The 22,191-nt window shown below is 64.0% G+C and carries 16 protein-coding genes; 9 read left to right on the top strand and 7 right to left on the bottom strand.

The genetic code is table 11. From position 1 onward, the window contains the following. Positions 1 to 353: 353 nt before the first annotated feature. From V1277_RS06315 to V1277_RS06325, 3 genes are all read right to left on the bottom strand, one after another. On the bottom strand, positions 354 to 1,928 hold the full coding sequence (locus V1277_RS06315; protein ID WP_334415457.1) for an alkaline phosphatase D family protein: 1,575 nt from the start codon (positions 1,926 to 1,928) through the stop codon (positions 354 to 356). Positions 1,929 to 2,143: 215 nt separating this feature from the next. Next, a complete protein-coding gene (locus V1277_RS06320) occupies positions 2,144 to 2,602 on the bottom strand; it encodes a hypothetical protein (RefSeq protein ID WP_334415458.1) in 459 nt (152 codons plus the stop codon). Between the two features lie 143 nt (positions 2,603 to 2,745). After that, the gene (locus tag V1277_RS06325) at positions 2,746 to 6,219 is read right to left on the bottom strand and encodes an indolepyruvate ferredoxin oxidoreductase family protein (RefSeq protein WP_334415459.1); all 3,474 of its coding nucleotides are present in this window, start codon (positions 6,217 to 6,219) and stop codon (positions 2,746 to 2,748) included. Between the two features lie 195 nt (positions 6,220 to 6,414). On the opposite strand from V1277_RS06325, the gene V1277_RS06330 reads away from it, so the two are divergent. The 3 genes from V1277_RS06330 (at position 6,415) to V1277_RS06340 (ending at position 8,756) form a co-directional block, all read left to right on the top strand. Further along, positions 6,415 to 7,356 carry a hypothetical protein gene (locus V1277_RS06330; protein ID WP_334415460.1) on the top strand — a complete coding sequence of 314 codons (942 nt, stop codon included), beginning with the start codon at positions 6,415 to 6,417 and terminating at the stop codon, positions 7,354 to 7,356. A gap of 74 nt (positions 7,357 to 7,430) precedes the next feature. Then, a complete protein-coding gene (locus V1277_RS06335; protein ID WP_334415461.1) occupies positions 7,431 to 8,231 on the top strand; it encodes an SDR family NAD(P)-dependent oxidoreductase in 801 nt (266 codons plus the stop codon). 300 nt (positions 8,232 to 8,531) lie between these two features. Beyond that, positions 8,532 to 8,756: a hypothetical protein gene (locus tag V1277_RS06340; RefSeq protein ID WP_334415462.1), complete on the top strand. Its 225-nt coding sequence runs from the start codon at positions 8,532 to 8,534 to the stop codon at positions 8,754 to 8,756. A gap of 193 nt (positions 8,757 to 8,949) precedes the next feature. Here V1277_RS06340 and V1277_RS06345 read toward each other — a convergent pair whose 3' ends face one another. From V1277_RS06345 to V1277_RS06355, 3 genes are read right to left on the bottom strand one after another with little or no spacing between them, the layout of a single operon-like run. Further along, a complete protein-coding gene (locus V1277_RS06345) occupies positions 8,950 to 9,333 on the bottom strand; it encodes a cupin domain-containing protein (protein ID WP_334415463.1) in 384 nt (127 codons plus the stop codon). A gap of 18 nt (positions 9,334 to 9,351) precedes the next feature. After that, positions 9,352 to 10,056 (bottom strand): SDR family oxidoreductase, encoded by a 705-nt coding sequence (locus tag V1277_RS06350; RefSeq protein ID WP_334415464.1) that lies wholly within the window; start codon positions 10,054 to 10,056, stop codon positions 9,352 to 9,354. Between the two features lie 21 nt (positions 10,057 to 10,077). Continuing rightward, positions 10,078 to 11,877: a thiamine pyrophosphate-binding protein gene (locus V1277_RS06355; RefSeq protein WP_334415465.1), complete on the bottom strand. Its 1,800-nt coding sequence runs from the start codon at positions 11,875 to 11,877 to the stop codon at positions 10,078 to 10,080. A gap of 207 nt (positions 11,878 to 12,084) precedes the next feature. Here V1277_RS06355 and V1277_RS06360 point away from each other — a divergent pair, with 207 nt between their 5' ends. The 4 genes from V1277_RS06360 (at position 12,085) to V1277_RS06375 (ending at position 17,909) form a co-directional block, all read left to right on the top strand. After that, complete coding sequence (locus V1277_RS06360) at positions 12,085 to 12,978, top strand: IclR family transcriptional regulator (RefSeq protein WP_334373696.1); 894 nt, start codon at positions 12,085 to 12,087, stop codon at positions 12,976 to 12,978. A 176-nt stretch (positions 12,979 to 13,154) separates the two neighbouring features. After that, positions 13,155 to 14,399: an ABC transporter substrate-binding protein gene (locus tag V1277_RS06365; RefSeq protein ID WP_334415466.1), complete on the top strand. Its 1,245-nt coding sequence runs from the start codon at positions 13,155 to 13,157 to the stop codon at positions 14,397 to 14,399. Between the two features lie 103 nt (positions 14,400 to 14,502). Continuing rightward, the gene (locus tag V1277_RS06370; protein WP_334415467.1) at positions 14,503 to 15,378 is read left to right on the top strand and encodes a branched-chain amino acid ABC transporter permease; all 876 of its coding nucleotides are present in this window, start codon (positions 14,503 to 14,505) and stop codon (positions 15,376 to 15,378) included. Next, positions 15,375 to 17,909, top strand: a complete 2,535-nt coding sequence (locus V1277_RS06375; RefSeq protein WP_334415468.1) for a branched-chain amino acid ABC transporter ATP-binding protein/permease — start codon at positions 15,375 to 15,377, stop codon at positions 17,907 to 17,909. Before V1277_RS06370 ends, V1277_RS06375 begins: the two co-directional genes overlap by 4 nt. 162 nt (positions 17,910 to 18,071) lie before the next feature. Here V1277_RS06375 and hemC read toward each other — a convergent pair whose 3' ends face one another. Further along, positions 18,072 to 19,058, bottom strand: coding sequence for a hydroxymethylbilane synthase (hemC, locus tag V1277_RS06380; RefSeq protein ID WP_334420296.1), 987 nt, complete (start codon positions 19,056 to 19,058; stop codon positions 18,072 to 18,074). A 237-nt stretch (positions 19,059 to 19,295) separates the two neighbouring features. Here hemC and V1277_RS06385 point away from each other — a divergent pair, with 237 nt between their 5' ends. After that, on the top strand, positions 19,296 to 20,543 hold the full coding sequence (locus V1277_RS06385) for a multidrug effflux MFS transporter (protein ID WP_334415469.1): 1,248 nt from the start codon (positions 19,296 to 19,298) through the stop codon (positions 20,541 to 20,543). A 91-nt stretch (positions 20,544 to 20,634) separates the two neighbouring features. Then, entirely contained in the window at positions 20,635 to 22,053 is a 1,419-nt protein-coding gene (locus tag V1277_RS06390) for a M20 family metallopeptidase (protein ID WP_334415470.1), read from the top strand. Positions 22,054 to 22,191: the final 138 nt, after the last annotated feature.

The raw sequence follows: 22,191 nt of genomic DNA on the forward strand, positions 1-22,191 counted from the left end.
CTCCCTTTGATGCGATCCAGTATGGACTGGAGCCGCGGCGGTGTGTAGCGAAAACCCGAATTCCGGCCGGCGGAACAGAATGAATCCGCAAACCGGCTCGAGGCCGGGATTTGCACACCGTTTGTCCTTCGGCAAGGTCGCGTTTGGCTTCCCGCCGCGTTAGGCCGATGCGCGACGCTCCAGCTATTTCACTAAGCGAAATTGACCTTTGGAGATCGCCGCGCGAAGGCAATCAGGACCCAGTCAGGGGTGCGATGGTAAGGGCGTTCGCCGCGTGCTCGGGGCGATCATCGCCCTCTCCGTGCCAATCGTGGTCGGCGGCTATCTGCTGGTGCGCCCCTCACAACGCCGGCTCAGATATGCTGCGCCATGATCCGGCCAGGCCGCGCATCCGGGCGGGGCTTGATATCGACCGACCACAGGTCGCGGTTGTCGACGTCCTTCAATGTCACGGTCATGACTTCGGTCTTGCCGTCGATGTCGACGCGGCCGAAAAACTGCAAGCCGTAACAGGGGGCGAGATTTTCGCCGCTGCACCCCTTCTGGAACATCGCTTTCGGGCCGAACGTATTGTCGAGCGGGGCCGGCGCCCAGGTGCCCGCATGCAGCGGGCCGGAGACGAATTCCCAGAACGGCTCAAAGTCCTGATAGATCGCGCGGTTCGGATCGTAGTGATGCGCGGCCGTGTAATGCATATCGGCGGTCAGCCAGACAATGTTGCGGATGCTGGCGCGCTTCATGAACGACAGCAAATCGGCGATCTCATGCTCGCGCCGCTCCGGCGGGCCGTCGCCGAGCGCGATGGCATCCTCGCTGATCAATCCGATCGGCATGTCGGCCGCGATCACCTTCCAGGTGGCGCCGGAAGCCACCAGTTCGCGCTTCAGCCAGGCCAGTTGCGCCGCGCCGAGGATGCAGGTGTCGCTGTGGTCGTCATGCCTATTAAAAGTGGAATCGCGGTAGCTGCGCATGTCGATCATGAAGACATCGAGCAGCGGGCCGTAGGCGATCTTGCGATAGATGCGGCCGTCTCCCTGTGCGGGTGTCGCCCGCATCGGCATGAATTCATGGAACGCGCGGCGCGCCCGCGCCACCAGATGCGAGCTGCCGTCCTCGGCATAGCCGCTCGCGTCGGCCGTGCTGACGGGCGCCCAGTCGTTGGTGACCTCGTGATCGTCCCATTGCGCGAACAAGGGCACGGCGGCATGGAAGGCGCGAAAATTCGGATCGAGCCAGTTGTATTTGTAATTGCCGCGGAACTGCGCGAGGGTTTGGGCGACGACAGACTTTTCCTCGGTAACGAGGTTTCGCCAGACGCCGCCATCGGGCAGCTTCAGTTCCCGCTCCACCGGACAATCCGCATAGATGTGGTCGCCGCAATGGATGAAGAAGTCCGGGCGGTTGTCGAGCATGGTCCGGTAAGTCCGCATGCCGCCGCGGCTTTCGTCGATGCCCCAGCCCTGCCCCGTCGTATCGCCCGACCAGGCGAACGATACGCTGCTCCGTGTGGTGGGTGCGGTACGAAAATGCCCGACCTGCGCCTCGCCAGCGATCCCCGGCTCGCTTTCAAACCGCACACGATAGAAAATATCCTGCCCCGGCGTCAGTCCATCGAGCAGCACCTTCGAAGTGAAATCGGCATCCGGCAACGCATCGGCAGAAGCCGTGCCAATGATGGTCTTGAAATCTTCGCTGGCTGAACATTCGACCTGCATCCGCGCCGCGCGGTCGGCGCGCGCCCAGACCACCGCGGAATTGGCCGAGACGTCGCCCGATTGAATGCCGCTGGTGATGAGCGGCCGATCCGCGGCGCGACTGAGGTAGGGTCTGGTGAGGCCGCCGAAGCCAGCGACGGCGAATGTCGCGGCGGAGCGGACCAGCCATTGACGCCGCGTCAGGGCGGGCTTGGCGCGAATCGCAATCGGCATCGAACACCCCTCGTCGAATCACGACGAAGGTGTGCCCGAGCAATTTGAATGCTGGCCGAAGGTTTTGCGACAGGTGGATGACGTGGAATCGTAGGATGGGTAGAGCGAAGCGAAACCCATCGATCTTTGCGCGGAGGCATGATGGGTATCGCTTCCGCCTTCGCTCTTTGCGAGCTACGGCGGACAGGTCGCTCCACCCATCCTACGAATCTACTCTACCGCTGCCAGTCGCAGATACCGCCGAACTTGCACGGCCAGGTCTGGATCCGCGTGTCGCGCGCTTGGGCGTCGAGCGGATTGGTATGGTGGCGCGCCTGCTTGGTGTTGACAGCAGCGCGCGGCTTCTGCACGCGCTCCTGCACGACACGAGTCCTGGGTGCAGCGGCCTCGGGTGCAGCAGCCTTGGATGCAGAAGCCTTGGGTGCAGCAACCTTCGGCGCAGCGGCCTTGGGCACGACCACGCGCTCCGTCTTCACCGGCTTGCGATCGGTTCTGGCCTCGATCCGGACCGGCGCAAATTGCGTCTGCGGCCCGAGCCGCTTCGGCGAGAGCAAGGCCTTGGACGGATCGAGCTCGAGGAGCTCGCCCGCGCGATACTCGTCTGCAAGCGCGGCGCTGCCCGACATCAGGAGCCCCATGCAAAGTGCTGCGGCAATAGCGTTTTTCAGGACCATCGCAGGCCTCCTGAAATCAACCCAAAGAATTAAGAACAGCCGACATGTAGGGCGCCGGCCGGACAATTCCAGCCGTTCCCGCCCTCACGGTCACCGATGACTGAGCCAGCCGTGAGAAACTTCACGTGCCGGATGAACAGCCCCTATTCGGCCGCCTGCGCCACCGGCTGACCGATCGCCGCTTCCAGCCGCGTGCACTCTGCACGGTATTTCGCGACATTGGCTTCCTTGACATGGCCATAGCCGCGAACAAGTTCCGCTGATTTCGCCAGCGCCACCAGACGCGGCCAGTCATGCGCCTTGGCCCTGTCGAGATGGCGGAAGATCATCGCGGAATATTCGCCCGGCAAGGCCCGCTCCATCCGCCGCTCGGCCGTATGGCCGAACGGATCGAATGCGGTCCCGCGCAGGAACTTGAAGCGGGTCAAGATGTCGAAGGCGCGGAATATCCAGGAACCGAATTCGCGCTTGCGTAAATGCCCGGTCAGTCTATGGCGGGATGCCAGCAGCGGCGGCGCGAGGCTGACCTTGACGCCGGGGTCACCGTCGAACTGCTCCTTCAGCGCTTTTGCAAACTCGCCGTCGGAATAAAGCCGGGCGACCTCGTATTCGTCCTTGTAGGCCATCAGCTTGAACAGGCCCTTGGCGAAAGCCTCGGTCAGTTCATGCGAGCCCGACGCGGCCTTGGCTTCCGCGGCGCGGACGCGCTCGACGTCGGCGAGGTAGCGCTTCGAGTAGGCCTCATTCTGATAGTCGGTCAGGAACCTGGCGCGGAACGCGATGCTTTCGTCGAGCGTGCGCCGGACCGGCGCCGCGCCCGAACTCTTGAAGCGTGCGGCGCTGACGACGCGCGGCAGATCGTGCGCCGCGAGCCGGCCCCAGGAGAACGCGAGCTTGTTCATCTCGATCGCCGCGCCATTGAGGTCGATCGCCTTCATGATCGCTTCCAGCGACAGCGGGATCGCCCCGCGCTGGAACGCAAAGCCGAGCATGAAGGCATTGGTCGCGATGCTATCGCCCATCAGCGCGGTGGCAAGCCCGGTGGCATCGAGAATGTCGAGGTCGGAGGCGCTGACCGCCTCATTCAGCGCGTCCCGCATCGTTCCCGCCTCGAAATCGATGTCGGGATTGATGACGAAGCTCGCGGTCGGCAAGAGGTCGGCATTGACGATCGCCCGTGTCACGCCACGCTCGGCCCGGCTCAGCGCGGGGATGCTGGTGGCGACCACGATGTCGCAGCCGAGGATGAGATTGGCGCCGCCGGGGGCGATGCGGACGGTCGAGAGATCGTCAGCCTGCGGCGCGATGCGGACATGGCTCATCACAGCGCCGTTCTTCTGCGATAGCCCTGTGAAGTCGAGCGTCGAGCACGCCCTGCCCTCGACATGCGCGGCCATGCCGAGCAGCGCGCCGATGGTGATGACGCCGGTGCCGCCGATGCCGGTGACGAGGATGTTGTAGGCGCCATCGAGCGCCGGTGTAGCGGGCGTCGGCAGGTCGGCAAACAGCGCCGAGGGATCAGCCGCCGCGCGGTCGGCTTTCCGCAAGCGTCCGCCATGCACCGTGACAAAGCTCGGGCAAAAGCCCTCGATGCAGGAAAAGTCCTTGTTGCAGTTCGACTGGTCGATCCGACGCTTGCGGCCGAACTCGGTTTCCAGCGGCTGCACCGAGACGCAGTTCGAAACGGAAGAGCAGTCGCCGCAGCCTTCGCAGACGCGTTCGTTGATGAAGACGCGCTTCGGCGGATCCGGATAGAGCCCGCGCTTGCGGCGCCGGCGCTTTTCCGCCGCGCAGGTCTGGTCATAGATCAGGACGGTGAGGCCCTTGACCTCGCGCAGCTCCCTCTGCACGGCGTCGAGTTCGCGGCGGTGATGAACGGTCGCGCCTGCTGGAAAATAATTCGCCGGATATTTCTCGGGATCGTCGGAGACGATGACAAGCCGCTTGGCGCCCTCCGCCGAAACCTGGTGCGCGATCTGCGATACCGAAAGCCCGCCTTCGGCCGGCTGGCCGCCGGTCATCGCGACCGCATCATTATAGAGAATCTTGTAGGTGATATTGACGCCGGCGGCGGCCGCGGCGCGGATCGCGAGCAGGCCGGAATGGGTGTAGGTGCCATCGCCCAAATTCTGGAACACATGCGGCTCGCTGGTGAACGGCGCCTGTCCGATCCAGGTGACGCCCTCCGCGCCCATATGCGAAATCGTCTGCGTCCGGCGGTTCGGCACCGATAGCGCCATGCCGTGACAGCCGATGCCGGCCATCGCGCGGCTGCCCTCGGGGATCTTGGTCGAGGTGTTGTGCGGGCACCCCGAGCAGAAATACGGCGTGCGCTGCAGCTTTGCGGAGCCGACGCCGTCCGCCGGGCGGTCGAACGCCTCGAGTTTTGCGAGACGCTGCTCCAGCGCCGGGCTGCGATGACCGAGTTTTCGCAAACGCGCCACGACGGCCGCCGCCACCATGGTCGGCGTCAACTCGCCTTCGCTCGGCAACAGCATGGCGCCACTCTCGTCACGCTTGCCGACCACCGAAGGGCGCCTCGCGGCATCCACGTTGTAGAGAATGCGGACAAGCTGGTCCTCGATAAAGCCGCGCTTCTCCTCGACCACCAGCACGTCCTGCAGGCCTTCCGCAAAGGCGCGCGCGCCGGATTCCTCCAGCGGCCAAGTCAGCGCCACCTTGTAGATGCGCAATCCTAGCGCCTGCGCTTCAGTATCCGTGATGCCGAGATCGGCCAGCGCCTGCCGTAGATCCAGATAGGCTTTGCCGGTCGCCATGATGCCGAGCCGCGCCGGCTTTGAATCCAGCACGATGCGGTCGAGGCGATTGACGCGCGCGAACGCCGCGACTGCCTGCATCTTCGCGCCGTGCAGCCGCCGCTCCTGTTCCATCGGCGCATCGGGCCAGCGAATCGAAAGCCCGCCCGGCGGCATCTCGAAATCGTCGGGCGTGATGATCTTGATGCGGTCGGGATCGCTGACGATCGAGGCCGAGCTTTCGACCGTCTCGGAAATCGCCTTGAACCCGACCCAGCAGCCCGAATAGCGCGACAGCGCAAAGCCCAAAATGCCGAGATCGAGATAATCCTGCAGCGTCGCCGGGTTGACCACGGGCATCAGCGCCGCCGCGAACACCTGCTCGCTCTGGTGCGCCAGTGTCGACGACTGGCAGCCATGGTCGTCGCCGGCCAGCGCAATCACGCCGCCATTCGGCGAGGTGCCGGCGGAGTTCGCATGCTTGAGCGCATCGACGGAGCGGTCGACGCCGGGACCCTTGCCATACCAGATGCCGAATACACCATCGACCTTGGCGCCCGGGAACATGCCGACCTGCTGGCTGCCCCACACAGCGGTAGCCGCCAGGTCCTCGTTGAGACCCGGTGAGAACTCGATGTCATGCTGCTTGAGGAACGTTTTGGCGCGCCACAGCGCGTGATCGTACATGCCGAGCGGCGAGCCGCGATAGCCGGAGATGAAACCTGCGGTATTGAGCCCCTGTGCGCGATCGCGTTCGCGCTGCAACATCGGCAACCGGACCAGCGCCTGCGTACCGGACAGAAAAATCCGTTTCGCATCCAGACGGTACTTGTCGTCCAGTCCCACTTCCATCAACGCCATTCGTCCGCTCCCCGTCGCACGTTCCGCCGGTTATTTGAACCGGTCTAATTGCGAACACCATGCACCGATTTTGCTATGCGTGCCCAGCGTGAATTCATGGCCGCAGGGCATATCTCGCCCGTGTTGTGGATCGGCCGGGCCTCTTGCGGGAGCCCGCCTTCTTTGAAACGCTTGGGGGAAAGGGAGACGCCAGCGATGACAGAACCGGCCTTCAGGACCGAGATATTGGAGAGCGGTAATCTGCTGGTGGGGCCGTGGCGGAGCCCGAGGCAGATGCTCCACGCGCAGGTCTATGATTCGCACGCCTCGATCCACGACGATGCGACCGCGCAGAAGCTCGGCTTTCAGGGCGGCACCATCGAGGGCCCGACCCATTTCAGCCAGTTCGCGCCGCTGTGTGAACGCATCTGGGGCCAGGCCTGGTTCGAAACTGGCTGCCTGTCAGCGCACTACCGCAATCCTGCCTTTGAGGGCGAAGAAGTGCAGGCCAACATCGAGAAACCGAAGCCGGGGCAAACGACTTGCGCGATCGGCATGACCAAGCGCGACGGCACCGAGATTTTGCGCGGCACCGCTTCCGTCGGCGACGTAATGGAAACGGCGCTTTCCCGGCGGCTCGGCGAATTGAAGCCGCTCGCCGATCCCGTCATCCTCGCCGATCTCAAGGTCGGCATGAAGACCGGCCGCAAGATGGTGAAAATGGATTTCGACCAGCACATGGGCGATCTCTATCCGTTTTCGCTTGAGCAGAAGCTGGAGGTGATCACCGAACCATCGGCATATTATTCCCAGGAGCTCAATCCCTGGGGCCGCGCGATCATCCCGTTCGAAATGCTAAGCGTGCTGCTTCAGTACCGCGCCCGCGAGGATCGGCTGCCGGTCCGCGGACCCGCGGTCGGGCTGTTCGCGGATCAGGAGATCCGCCTGCTGCGCGGGCCGCTATTCGTCGGCGAGAACTATGCAACCGAACGCGAGATCGTCGCGCTCAGCGGCAGCCGCCGCACCGAAAGCGTGTGGATGCGCACGACCGTGTTCGCAATGGACGATACGCCTGTCGCCACCATGATGTTGAACATGGCGAGCATCAAGGATTCCTACGCCAACTACGAGCAGGAGCATAAAGCGCTCCATGGGTAGGTGAGCCCGAACCGACAACGAGCCCTGTTACAAAGAGGTACTGCAACAGTACCCGATCCCGGGAGTGGAACGAGATGCGTCTGAAAGATCGTGTCGCCATCGTCGTCGGCGCCGGCCAGAGCCCGGGCGAAGGCATCGGCAATGGCCGCGCCACCGCGCTGACCTTTGCGCGCGAAGGCGCCAAGGTGTTGTGCGTCGATCACAATCTGCAATCGGCGCAGGAGACGGTCGACATGATCGCCGAGAGCCACGGCGTGGCGGCAGCCTTCAGAGCCGATGTCACCAAAAGCGCCGAGTTGAAGGCGATGGTGGCAGACGCGCAAGCACGCTGGGGCCGCATCGACGTGCTGCACAACAATGTCGGCGTCAGCCTCGCCGGCGGCGACGCCGAACTGCTCGAGATATCAGAGGAAGCGTTCGATCGCTGCGTCGCGATCAACCTGAAGAGCTGCGTGTGGGCGGCCAAGCACGTCATCCCGATCATGCGCGCGCAACGAAGCGGCGCCATCATCAACATCTCCTCGATGGCCGCGATCACGACTTACCCTTACGTTGCCTACAAGGCGACCAAGTCGGCGATGATCGCTTTCACCGAACAGCTCGCCTACCAGAACGCGCAATACGGCGTCCGCGCCAACGTCATCCTGCCCGGGCTGATGAACACGCCGATGGCCGTCGACACCCGCGCCCGCGAATTCAAGAGGAGCCGCGCCGAGGTCGAGGCCGAACGCGACAGCAAGGTGCCGCTGCGCCAGAAGATGGGCACCGGCTGGGACGTCGCCAACGCCGCGCTGTTCCTCGCCTCAGATGAAGCGAGTTTTATTACCGGCGTGACATTGCCGGTCGATGGCGGCGCCAGCGTGCGGCGGGGATAGAGCGGCACTGTGAGCTGAATCACGGTATTTGCACCAGGCCCGCCGTTTACTTTTCGTTAGTAACCTTCTCCTAAGTGTTCCGGCGATTGGGCGGTCTTTTTGACGCCCGTGCTCACGCGACCTGCGCCGGCGTCATTTGTTTTTGGCCCACGCGCGTGATTCGACAACATCGACCAATTCCAATGACACGATGATGTGACAGCGCATCGTCGCTTGTCGAAATCCCGTCTCGTTGCGGTCGCACGAATTTCATGTGCGCTCGCTATGAGGCGCCACAAGAATTGTGGAAGCCGAGGCACCATGAACGAAGAATTCGACTACGACCTGACGCCGTCCCAGTGGGAAACGTTGAAAGCATTGCGCACGCCAGCATCAAGGCTGCCGCGCATGAGCCGCACCACGATCGATGGCCTGATCGCGCTCGAACTCGCCGTGATGCACGGCGATGCACCCGCCATTACGGCAAAGGGACGCAAGGTGCTGATTCGCGGCTCGTCGCTGCTGTTGCAGGATCTGGCGGCTTGATTCGCGGCAGCAACGCGTCTGCAGTCCTAGGAGAGCATGAAGCGACAGGTGTTGGACTGCGTTCCCCGGATGCTGCGCAGCGCGCCGCTTGCGGCGTGGTGCGCTGCTGATCCGGGGTCCATACGCTGCGGGAGTGGGTCCCGGCTCTGCGGAGCAGCGTTACACGCTGCGCCGCGTCCGGGACACGGAATACTCACACCGGCCTCTCCTCATCCGTCGCCGGCGAGGTGATCACCAGGAACACCAGATCGACCAGCCCGGAATTCGAGATCGCATGTTCGACTCCGGGCGGCAGGAAGATGAAGTCGTGCTTGCGCACCACATGGTTCTTGCCGGCAATCTCCATCAGCCCCTCGCCTTCGAGCACATGGTAGATCTGCTCCTGCACGAGGTGATTGTGGCGCGCGACATGGGCCATCGGCTGGTACATCGAGATGCGATAGTCGATGTGACGGGAGCCCGCGGTGTCCGGCATCACCAGCGGTTTTGACAGCGCGCCGCCAAAGTGATTGGGGAATTCGCGCCACGGCACTTCGGCGATGTTGCGGATGAAGGCGCCGTTGTTTTCTGGAGCCATGATTGCCTCCTTTGCCGGTCAGATCACTAGCGCCCCGCCATCGATATAGACGATCGATCCCGTCGCAAAACCGTTCGCCATGAAGCTCAGAATTTGCCGCGCGATGTCCTCAGCCGCACCGACGCGGCCGACCGGCAGCGCCGCCGCCGTTTTCGCCAGCATGTCGCGCCGCGCCTCTTCCGGCATCGCAGCGCGGATCGGGGTGTCGATCACGCCCGGCGAGACTGCATTGACGCGCACCGGCGCCAATTCCAGCGCGAGCGCCCGAGCCAGTGATTCCAGCGCACCGTTGGCGGCGCTGATGACTGCCGAATTCGGCCGCGGACGGACACTGAGAAAGCCCGAGACCAGGGTCAGCGAGCCGCCGGCGCGGATTTCGGCCTCGCGCGCGACCCGCCACGCGCCCCAAAACTTGCCTTCCATCGTGACGCGCACATCTTCCATCGCCACCGTCTTGAACGGGCCGGTGCGAAGCTGCGCCGCCGTAACCACGACGTGATCGATCGGGCCGCAACGGCGGAACAGCTTTGCCACGCTATCATCGCTGGTGACGTCGGCCGGGATCGCGATGGCGTTCAGCTTCTCCGCCACCTGGTCGAGCTTTTCGACATTGCGGGACGCAATGATGACGTCGGCGCCCTCGCGCTTCGCCATCTCAGCGGTCGCCAGGCCGATGCCCGAGGAACCACCGACTACGACGACTTTCTTGCCTGCTAGCAGCATGTGATTTTCCTCGAAGTGAGATCAGGCGGGCTGGTAGCGCGTGCCGATGCCGGCCTTGCTCTGTCCAAGCCCGGGCAATTCCCACACACCCGCACCGACCGGATTGATGTCGGCGGCGATATCGACGTCGATCAGATACGGTTTGTTGGCGGCGATGCCTTTGCGGATGGCCTCGCCGAGATCGCCGGCGCGATCGACCCGCACGCCCTCGACGCCACAGGAACGCGCCATCGCGGCAAAATCGGGATTGTAACGCTCGCCGGTGTTGGGATCGTGGAAGTCGGTCGCGAGCTCGCGGCCGCCGAGATAGCCGCGCTGCAGCCCTCGGATCGAGGCGTAGGCGTAGTTGTTCCAGACCACCCAGACCACGGGCAGATTGTATTCCACCGCCGTGCCCAGCACGTTGGCGTGCATGAAGAACGCGCCGTCGCCGCACACCGACACGCAGGGGCGATCGGGCGCGGCAAACTTCGCGCCCATCACACCCGCAACGCCAAAGCCCATCGGGCCGAATCCCATCGAGCCGATCAGCGAATCCGGCCGCCGCGGCTTGCAGAAACCGAGCAGCCAGTTGTGATGCACGCCGATGTCGCTGACGAGGATCGCATCCTCAGGCAGCGCCTTGTCGATTTCGAGCGCGGCGCGCTGCGGATTGATCGGCGTGGTGTCGTCGGAAAATCCGGGGGCGACGAACTTGTCCCACTCTTTCCGATAGCCATCGATCTGCGAAAGCCACTTCTTGCGCGCGTCCAGCTTCTTCGAGAGATCGCCGCGGCGATCGAGTTCGGCGTGAACTTGCCGCAGGAAGGTGCGCACGTCGGCCATCAGCCCGAGCGCGACCGGATAGTTGCGGCCGATCTCCTCGGGATCGATGTCGACATGGATCAGCCGCGTCGGCGGAATGGTGAAGGAATAGCCCGGGATCCATGAGCTCGAGGTGCGGTCGTCGAACCGCATGCCCATCGCGAGCAGCACATCGGCCTGACGCGTTGCATGGTTGGCCTGGTAGTGCCCGGCGCGCGCGACGAGGCCCAGCGCCAGCGGATGGTTGCAGTCGATCGCGCCGAGGCCGCTGGCGGAAGCCGCGACCGGAATCTGCAGCCGCTCGGCGAGCCGCAGCAGTTCCTCCGCCGCGCCGCCATAGCGCACGCCTTGGCCGACAATGATCGTTGGCCGCTCGGCGCCGAGCAGCATGTCGACGGCTTTCACCACGCCCTCCGGATCGGCGCCGCAGCGGCTCGATATATTGGCATTCCACTCGATCGCGTTCGGCGCCTCCTCGGCCGCCGACTCCATGAACACGTCGAAGGGCACGTCGAGCACCACGGGACCGGGGCGGCCCGTCGTCATGGTCTTCCAGGCCTGCCGCACCGCCAGCGGCACCATTTCGCCACGCGTCGGCTGGAACACCTTCTTGCAGATCGTGCGCACGGTGGACGGAAAATCAGCCTGATGATGCCGGTACATCTCCTGGAAGGCGCCGCGGTTGAACTGGCTGGTCGGCACGTTGCCGGTTACCGCCAGGAACGGCACGGAATCGAGAAAGGCGTTGGCGAGCGAGATCGGCAGGTTCGCCGATCCCGGTCCGCAAGAGGTGAAAGTCGCCGTCGGCCGGCCCGAGACGCGGTAGTAAACGTCGGCCATGAAGCCGGCGACGCTCTCGTGATGCACCGAGATCGTCTTGATATCGTGGGAACGCTCGTACAGCGCGTCGATGAACTGGATATTGCCGTGGCCGCACAGGCCGAAAACCTGCGGCACCTTTTCCTGGATCAGATAGTCGACGATGACCTGGGCGCCGTTGAGCATGTTACGCGACATCGACCACTCTCTCCCTGAGCCCAACGAATTTGCCTCCGCGTCTTTCCCTCGCGCGGTCGGCGGCCCCCGCGAACCTATTTCTCATAATACTGTACGTCAATTGCTATTGTGGTATGGTTCGGATTGCGCCTCCGACCGGGGGTGATGCCGTTGAAGGGCCAGGGCGGCCTGCTAGACTTCGCCTCGCCCATCTGGAGAACTGATTCTGTGAAGCCGCGCACCAAGCCGAAGACGAGCGACAAGCCTGCAGGCCCACGCAAGGTTTCGATCGCAAGGCTGATGCCGTCGAGCGAGCCCAATATCGACGACGAGGCCGAGGAGCGTGCACGCGGCGGCGTGCAGTCGCTCGGGCGTGCGTTTTCGATCCTGGAAGAAGTCGCGCGCCACCGCGAAGGCATTGGATTGGCTGATCTCAGCAAGCTGGTGGGCCTACATAATTCCACCACCTTCCACCTCGCCAAGACGCTGGTCTCGCTCGGCTATCTCAGGCAGGAGCGCGATTCCAAGCGCTACCGCGTCGGCCGGCCGCTGTTTGCGCTGGCGGCAAGCGCGCTCGACGAAATCGAGATGGTCAATCTGGCCACGCCAATCCTGGAAGAGCTGTCGCGAGAGACCGGCGAGAGCGGTCATTTTGCTGTGCGCATGGGCGACGCCGTTGTCGTGATCGCCCGCACCAGCGGGGCTGGCGCGTTCCAACTGGCCGACCGCGTCGGCGTGGTGCGGCCGGCGCACTGCACCGCGCTCGGCAAGATCATGCTGGCCTCGCTCCGCCCGGACCAGTTGAAGCGCTTTCTCGAACGTGTCGAATTGAAACCCTCGACGAAAAAGTCGATCACCGATCCCGCCGTGCTGATGCGCGAGATCGCCGAAATCCGCCGCAACGCGATCGCCTTCGACGACGGCGAATACAACGCAGAAGTCCGCTGCGTTGCCGTGCCGGTCTATCACTTCACCGGCGAAGTGATCGGCGCGCTCGGCATTTCCGGCCCGATCTGGCGCATGACCGACCAGGTGGTGCAGAGCCGCGCCAAGCTGGTGCAATCGGCCGCCAGCCGACTGTCGATCGAATTCGGCGCGCGGGGTCTGGCGAAATCCTCCTGATACGATTGATCTAAATCCTCTCCGCACGGCAGACGCGGCTGCGACGCATTTGGCGTTGACAGGAGCGACTGCGTCCGGAAATATCTTACAACAATAAAAGAACGTCTCTCACATTGTCGCATAAGCGGGAATCGGAGAGAGAACGTCGCGACGTACTCTCGGGGAGGAGATCAGTGATGACCCGCTACAGCCGACGTACTTTGTTGAAAGCCGGCGCCGCCTTTGCCGGCGTCTCCGCGCTCGGATTTCCTGCAATCGTCAGCGCGCAGGCCGCGCGAATAAAAATCGGCCATCTGGTGCCGCTGACGGGCTTCCTCGGCGCGATCGGCAGCTACGCCCAGTTAGGGGTGAAGATGGCGGCGGAAGAGATCAACGCGTCCGGCGGCATCATGGGCAAGCCAATCGACCTGATGTCGGAAGACTCGGTCAATCCCGCCACCGCCTCGACCAAGGCGCAACGCATGATCGAGCAGGACGGCGCCGTGCTCTTGTTCGGCGAAATCTCATCCGCCTCGTCGCTGACCATCATGCAGGTCGCCGAACGCAACAAGAAGGTGTTCTTCTCGACCGGCGCGCGCTCGGACGCGCTACGCGGCAAGGATTGCAACCGCTACTCCTTCCATTGCGACATTCCCAATACGGTGATGGTCAACGCCGTCGGCACCGCGCTCAAGCAGAAGGGCATGGTGAAGGGCAAGAAGTTCGTTACGCTGACGGCGGACTACATTTTCGGCCACGACCTCTTGAAGGCGGCGAAGGCCTTCTTCAGCGCCAACGACGCTACCCTGATCGGCGACGAGCTGATCGCGACGGACGTTACCGACTTCAGCCCGTATCTCCTGAAGGTGCGGCAGGCCAAGCCCGATGTCGTCTGCTGCAACCTCGCCGGCAACCAGGTGACCAATCTCGTCAAACAATATGCCGAGTTCGGCTTCCCCTACCCGCTCGTCGGCTTCAACCTCAACACCGGCGACGCCTGGGCGATGGGCGAAGGCAATCTTTCCGGCACCTGGCCCACGGTCTGGTACCACACGCTCGACAATCCGGTGTCCAAGGCCTTCGTCGATGCCTTCAGCAAGAAATACGGCAAGCCGCCTGAAAACCATGCCTGGATCGAATACATCACGCTGAAAATGATCGCGCAGGCGATCACCGAGACCAAGTCGACCGAGAGCGACGCGCTGATCGGCTATTTCGAGAAGCAGACGCAGTTCGACATCATGAAGTCGCGCAAGGCGTATTTCCGATCCTGGGACCATCAGCTCGTCCAGGAGGCCTATCCGTTCACGGTGAAGCCGAAGAACGAGATGAAGGACAAGTGGGACATGCTGGTGCTCGGCGAGGCCGTTCCGGCCGCGGGCGCCGAACTTGAAACGATCTACCCGACAAAGACGCAAAATCCCTGCAACATGAAGGCATAGAAGCCCGAAACCGGGCGTCGGGCACACTGGCGCTAGCGGCGCCGGCAGACAACAGCCGGCGCCGTCTCTTTTTCGAGGCGCGTTTTAAAGTCGCGGATCGCAGATGCAGTTTGGATTTCTGCTTGAACAGGTGGTGAATGGCCTGGTGCTCGGAGGCTATTACCTCCTGATTGCGCTTGGGCTATCGCTGATCTTCAGCGTCGGCGGCATCGTCAACCTCGCCCATGGCGCGTTCTATGCGCTCGGCGCCTACATTTCCGTCGAGATCACGAAATATCTCGGCTTCGGGTCGGCGGTGGTGCTGTCGCCGGTCGGTGTCGCGCTGCTCGGCATTCTCTTCGAGCGCTTCATCCTGCGAAGGTTCTACGACGCCGATCCGATCCTGAGCCTTTTGGTGACGTTCGCCCTCGCCATGGTGACCGAACAGGCGATCCGTATCATCTGGGGCGCGCCGCCGATATCGGCCGCGATCCCGCAGGCGCTTCGCGGCTCGGTGTTCCTCGGCGATTTCCTGTTCTCGCGCTACCGCTTGCTCATCCTCGCCGTCGTCGCTGCAGTCCTGCTCGGTGTCTGGCTCCTGCTGCACAAGACGTCGTTCGGCCGCGTGGTGCGCGCCGGCATCCAGCGGCCGGACATGGTCGCCGCACTCGGCATTCGCCTGCAGCCCTACATGACCGCGATCGTCATGCTGGGCGTCGGCATGGCCGCGCTCGGCGGCGCCTTCTTTGCACCGATCACGATCGTGCATCCAGCGATGGGCGCCGAGATCATCACCGTCGCCTTTGTCGTCGTCGTGATCGGCGGCCTCGGCAGTTTTTGGGGCGTGGTGATATCCGCTCTTCTGGTCGGTGTCGTCAGGGGCATCACCATCCACTTCGCGCCGGCTGCCGGTGAAGCCTCGATCTATGTGCTGATGTTCCTGGTGCTCATGGTGCGGCCGCGCGGGCTGCTCGGCGAACGTATCGAGAAGTTCGAATGATGATGCCTGCCGCCAAATTTCGTCCGCTGCTGCTGGCCGCGCTCGCCGTCATCGTGTTGCCGTTCGGCCTCTATCTGCTCGGCCTGTCACTCAACACCGGCACCATGGTGGTGGCGCTCGCCATTGCCGCGATGGGGCTCAACCTCTGCATCGGCTACACCGGGCTGGTCTCGTTCGGCCACGGCGCCTGGTTCGGCATCGGCGCCTATGCGGCGGGACTGATCCAGCGCAACTGGTTCAACAACGATATCTTCCTGCCGCTCGCGCTGGCGGCGATCGTCGTCGCCGTCATCGCGACCTTCGTCGGCTTCGTCATTTTGCGCCGGCGCGGCGTCTATTTCTCGCTGCTGACGCTGGCGCTGTCGGCGCTGACCTACACCATCGCTTTTCGGTGGACCGCAGTAACTGGCGGCGAGGACGGTCTCGGCGGCCTGAAGCGCGGCAGCATCGGCCCATTCAGCCTCGACAACGCGCTCAACTACTACATCGTCGTCTCCGTGCTCTGCCTCGGCGTGCTTTACCTCTTACTGCGCCTGGTCCGCTCGCCGTTCGGCCATGTGCTGATGGCGATCCGCGAGAACCAGTTGCGCGCCACGTTCCAGGGCTATCCGGTCGAGCGCTACAAGCTCGGCGTCTTCGTGATCTCGGCGGTCGTGACCGGCTTTGCCGGCGGACTGATCGGATTCCAGAACTATCTGGTCTCCGCCGAGGCCGTCTCCGTCCCCTTCTCAGGCGAACTGCTCGCCATCGTCGTGATCGGCGGCATGCGCAGCATGCTGGGGCCGGCGATCGGCGCGCTGTTCTTCATCCTGTTCCGCGAGTTGTTTTCAATCTGGACGCCGAACTGGCTGCTCTGGTTCGGTCTCGTCTTCGTCGCCTTCGTGCTGTACTCGCCGGGTGGTCTCGTCGGCATCTGGGCGACACTCGCAAAGCGCTGGTGGCCACCGCCGGAAGAATCCGCCGCCATGAGCAGGCGAAAAATCTACCAAGGCCTGCCTTTGCCGGCTTTCCTGCGGCCGAAAGCGCTTGAGGGCACCGTGCTCGACGTGCAAGGCGTCTCAAAGAGCTTTGGCGGCATCCGCGCGGTGGCCGATGCGAGCCTCACCGTCGGCGCGGGCGAAATCCACGCCTTGATCGGGCCGAACGGCGCAGGAAAAACCACGCTGTTCAATCTGGTCTCCGGCCTCTATCCGACCGACAGCGGCACCATCAAGCTGAACGGCCGCGAGATCCAGGGCGTGCAGTCGGAGGCGATCTGCCATCAGGGGCTGGCCCGCTCGTTCCAGATCACGAACCTGTTCAAGGGCCTTTCGATCTACGAGAATCTCCGCCTGTCGCTGCAGGCGCAGAGCCCGGGGCGTTTCGACCTGTGGCGCGACATCGACCACTACAGGGATATCCACGCCGAGACCGCGGAGCTGATCAAGTTCCTTGGCCTCGAAGGCATCGAGACTATCGAAGGTGGTGAACTGTCCTATGGCGGGCAGCGGCTGGTCGATCTCGGGATTGCGCTCGGCTCCAAACCGCAGGTGCTGCTGCTGGATGAACCGCTCGCCGGGCTGGCCGCCGCCGAGCGCGAGCGCGTCTCGAACCTCGTGAAAAACATTGCCGCCAACATTCCGGTCCTGATCGTCGAGCACGACATCGATCGCGTGCTCGGCTTCTCCCGCACCGTCACCGTGATGAACCAGGGCGAAGTGCTGATGACCGGCACGCCCGAGGCCGTGCGGGCCGACCGCAAGGTGCAGGAAATCTATACCGGCACCGGCGTGCCCGAGGTCGAGCACATCGCGAGCGAGCAGGCCCGCCACAGCACAGCCCCCATTCTGCGCTTCGAGCGCGTCAACACGTTTTACGGCAAGAGCCATATCCTGCACGACGCCACCCTCGACGTGCGCGAAGGTGAAATCGTTGCGCTGCTCGGCCGCAACGGCGCCGGCAAGTCGACGCTCCTAAAGACGCTCGCGGGCCTGGTGCCGCTGTCGTCGGGCACGATCGAGTATGCCGGCATGAACCTCTCCCGCCTGCCCGCGCCCGAGATCGCGCGCGCCGGCATCGGCTATGTGCCGCAGGGCCGCGGCCTGTTCGCCGGGATGACGGTACGGGAAAATCTGTCGCTCGGGCGTCTCGCACGCAAGACCGACGGCAGCAACGGCGTGGTGTGGGACGAAGCGCAGATTCTCGACTATTTCCCGCGCCTCTCCGAGCGCATGGACGTCGCGGCGGATTATCTTTCCGGCGGCGAGCAGCAGATGGTGGCGGTGGCGCGCGCGATGTCGGGCAATGTCAAACTCCTGCTGCTCGACGAGCCCTTCGAGGGGCTGGCACCGGCCGTGATCCTCGAACTGTTCAAGGTGTTCGACAAACTGCGGCAGCACATCTCCATCGTGATCGTCGAGCACAATCTCGACCTGGTGCTGGCGCTCGCCGACCGCGTCTTCGCGCTGGAACGCGGCGCGGTGTTCCATCAAGGACCGGCGCAGCCGCTGCTGACGGATCTCGAATATCGCAAGAAGATTTTGTGGCTGTAGTTCGCGACCGTCACGGCGACGAGCGCGACATCCGTGTCCCGATGCAGCGTGAAACGCTGCTTCGCTGAGCCGGGACCCATCGTTCGTGGCATGGACCCCGGATCAGCAGCGCACCACGCCGCGAGAGGCGGCGCGCTGCGCAGCATCCGGGGAACGCGTCCCTTACGAAAGCAGCGAATCCTCCTCCGGCCGCGTGCGCGCGATAATTTCCGCGGCTCCCTTGTCGAGTAACTCGAGCCCAACCGCACGGCCGAGTTCGCGGGGGCGGTTCGCAGCCCCCTGGCGCGACACCTCGATAAAGCGGTCGCCGGCTTCATCCAGCACGGCGGCTGTCAGCGTCATCTCATTGCCCGCCAACGTCGCGTGGCCGGCGATCGGCGAGTTGCAGTGGCCGTTTAAAACCCACAGCACTTCGCGCTCGGCCTCGGCGCAGAGGCGCGACGAGGCGTCCTCGATCCTGGCGAGCCGGCCGCGCGTGACCCAGTCCTTCTCGACGCATTCCACCGCGACGATGCCCTGCCCTACCGCAGGCAGCATTTCCCGGACCGAAAAGTCATGGACGATGCGCGACGCCATTCCGATGCGTTCGAGCCCTGACCTTGCCATCACCAGCGCGTCCGCCGGTCCCACCTCGCCGCCATCGGGAAGCCGCTGCTTGTCGCCGCGATCGAGCTTCGCGACGCGGGTATCGGCGGCGCCGCGGAAATGAATCACGGTGGCCTCGGGGAACAGCCGGCGCAGATAGGCGGCGCGGCGCACCGCATTGGTGCCGATCTTGAAACCTTTACCTTTCGATGCGCGGAACGCATCCAGCGAAAGGCCCGGACGCAGCACAAGCGCGTCGTTGGCCGGATCGCGCGGCAGGGTCGCCGCGATGATCAGGCCCGGCGTCTCCTCGTTGCCGGGAACGTCCTTGAGCGAGTGCATTGCCGCCTGCAATTCTCCGCCGCGCATGGCCTCGCGAATTTCGGCGACGAAGGCGCCACCCTTGCCGCCGTGGCGCAACAGCTTGCTGGTCTGGTCCTGGTCGCCGCGGGTTTCGAACGTGACGATCTCGACGCCGAGCGCGGGATCGGCCGCGCGCAGCAGCCGTGCGATCGCTTCGGTCTGCGCCAGCGCCATCGCGCTCTTGCGCGTGCCGATCTTCAAGGTTTTTCCTGACACAAGGTCTCCGTTCGAACGTAAGCCACGGCTGTCGTTTCCAGCCGGTACGGGATAGAACAAGCGGCCCACCAGAACAATGACTTTGGCCGGCAGCGGAACGCGTTGCCGCCTGGGTGGGCAGGGCGTGCCTATCGGCTCCGATGCTGCCGGGCTGCTATACCAAAACGCAGATTGTGCGCCGCAGCACCATGAATAGATTGCGCTCCGCAAGAGGGTTTTTCGTTGTCCGATACCAGTGCCGATGCCTTGGCCGCTTCAGGCCACCGCCCGATGGGCTTCCCCGAATTCGTAATCGTGATCGCGTCGATCATGGCGCTGAATCCGCTTGCGATGGACATGATGCTGCCGGCGCTGCCGGACATCGCGTCCGCCTTCCACATCAGTTCAGTCAACCGGCCGCAGATGGTGCTGTCGATCTTCCTGGTCGGCTTCGGCGTCGGGCAGTTCGTCATGGGCCCCTTATCCGACCGGTTCGGCCGGCGGCCGGTCCTGCTCGGCGGCATGATCGTCTACTGCGCTGCCGGCCTGCTCGCGATCGCCGCCCCATCGTTCGAGACGTTGCTGCTGGCACGCGCACTGCAGGGCCTCAGCACCTCGGCCACGCGTGTGATCGCAACCTCAATCGTGCGCGACTGCTATGCCGGCCGGCGCATGGCGAGCGTGATGTCGCTGGCGATGATGATATTCATTGCGGTGCCCGTGGTCGCCCCGGCCTTCGGCCAGGCCGTGCTGCTGCTGACGCAATGGCGCGGCATCTTTATCGTGCTGACGCTGTATGGCGTGGTGGCGTTGATCTGGAGCGCGCTGCGCATGCCGGAGACGCTGCCGGTCGAAAGGCGCAGGTCGCTCGCCGTCGGCGAGGTGTTCGATGCGTTCCGCCAGACGCTGACCAACCGCCAGACGCTGGGTTATGCGCTGGTCGCCGGCGGCGTATTGGGTTCGCTGTTCGCGTTCGTGTTTACGTCGCAGCAAGTGTTCACCGAGATCTACAAGCTCGGATATTATTTTCCGGTTGCGTTTGCCGGCGTCGCGGTCGGAACCGCCATCGCCGGCTTCGTCAATTCCCGCCTCGTCGGCCGCCTCGGCATGCGCGTGATCTCCCACGCTGCGCTGCTAGGCTTCGTGGTCATCGCCGCAACCATGCTGGTGGCGGCGAAAATGCAGATGCTGCCGTTGCCGCTGTTCATGGTGCTCTCGATATCGATGATGTTTGCGTTCGGCTTGATGATCGCCAATTTCACCGCGCTCGCCATGGAGCCGCAGGGCCATATCGCCGGCACCGCTGCGTCGCTGTACGGCTCGATCACCACCCTGCTCGGCATCGGCATTGGCGCCACCATCGGCCAGGATTACGACGGCACGCTGGTGCCGTTCGCGACCGGCTTCCTGCTCTGCACGCTGGCGGCGCTCGCGGTGGTGCTGGTAGTGGAGAAAGGCCGGCTGTTCAGGCCGCACGTCTTGAAGGTGTGACGAGCATGGCGGATACCTGCCCTGCGCTGGGCGTTATCTCGCGAAGCTGATAACAATTGCTCACATCGCCTTCAGTTTCAGGGATTGGAAGATGGATAACCGCAGTAGCATCTGGCGTGGCGTCGACACCATCAAGCCGCGCTTCACCGCCCTAAGCGACCGGGTCTGGGCGATGCCCGAGATCTGCTACACCGAGGCGCGATCTTCCGCCGAACATCTCGCCGAGCTGCGTCATCAGGGTTTCCGCATCACGGAGCAGGTCGCAGGCATTCCTACCGCCCTGATGGGCGAATGGGGCGAAGGCGGACCCGTGATCGCCTTCCTTGGCGAATATGACGCCCTGCCCGGCCTCAGTCAGGCGGCTGGCGTGGCGGAACCGCGGCCGCTGCAGGCCGGCGGCCATGGCCATGGTTGCGGCCACAATCTGCTTGGTTCCGCCGCCCTGCTCGCGGCCACCGCCGTGAAGGATTGGCTAGCCGAGCACAAGGCACCGGGGCGCGTGCGCTATTACGGCTGCCCCGCGGAGGAAGGCGGAGCGGCAAAGACCTTCATGGTGCGATCGGGCGCCTTCGACGACGCCGATATCGCGATCACCTGGCACCCCCACAGTTTCTGGGAAGTGGTGGTGACCCCCTCGCTCGCCAACACCCGCGCCGATTTCATTTTCACCGGGCGCACCTCGCATGCCGCGGCCTCGCCGCATCTCGGCCGCAGCGCGCTGGATGCGGTCGAGCTGATGAATGTCGGCGTCAACTACATGCGCGAACACATGCCGAGCGATGCCCGCGTCCATTACGCGCTGCTCGATACCGGCGGCATCGCCCCGAACGTGGTGCAGGCCCACGCCCGCGTGCGCTATTCGATCCGCGCCCGCGATTTGCCCGGCATGAACGAACTGGTGGAACGCGTCCACAAGATCGCACAGGGCGCGGCGCTGATGACCGAAACGAGTGTGGAGATGCGGATCATTTCCGCCGTCTCCAATTTGCTGCCCAACGCCCCGCTCGAACAGGCCCTTCACGGCATCATGGAGGAACTCGGCCCGCCGCATTTCGACGAGGCCGACAAGGACTTCGCGCAAAAAATCCGCTCGACGCTGACCGAGAAGGATATCGCCACCGTCTATCATGCGATCGGCATGGAGCCGACCGACCGGCCGCTGGCCGATTTCATCGTGCCGCTGGACGCCAAGCGCAACCCACTGATCGGATCCACCGATGTGGGCGACGTGAGCTGGGTCGTGCCGACCGTTCAGGTTCACGCCCCGACCATTGCCATCGGCACCCCCTTGCACACCTGGCAGGTGGTGGCACAGGGCAAGAGCCCGCACGCCCACAAGGCGATGGTGCAGGCCGCCAAGGCCATGGCGGGTTTAGGCGTCAGGGCGCTGACGGAACCGGACCTGATCGCCGCCGCCAAGGCCGACCTCAACAAGCGCACCGCCCGCACCCCCTATGTCAGCCCGCTGCCGGACAGCGTGGCACCGCCGCTGGACATGTCGCTCGTCTGACCAAGCGAACAAATTTGGCGCACAGAAAAGGCCGGATTGCCGAAGCCGTGTGCGGTGCAAAGACTTTTTGCCCAAACGACGACCATTGAACCGTTTGCGTTCAAACGATGCGCAATCTACCCTCCGCCGGCCGCGGCC

Origin of the sequence: Bradyrhizobium sp. AZCC 1588, from assembly GCF_036924735.1 — a bacterium.
GTDB lineage: Bacteria > Pseudomonadota > Alphaproteobacteria > Rhizobiales > Xanthobacteraceae > Bradyrhizobium.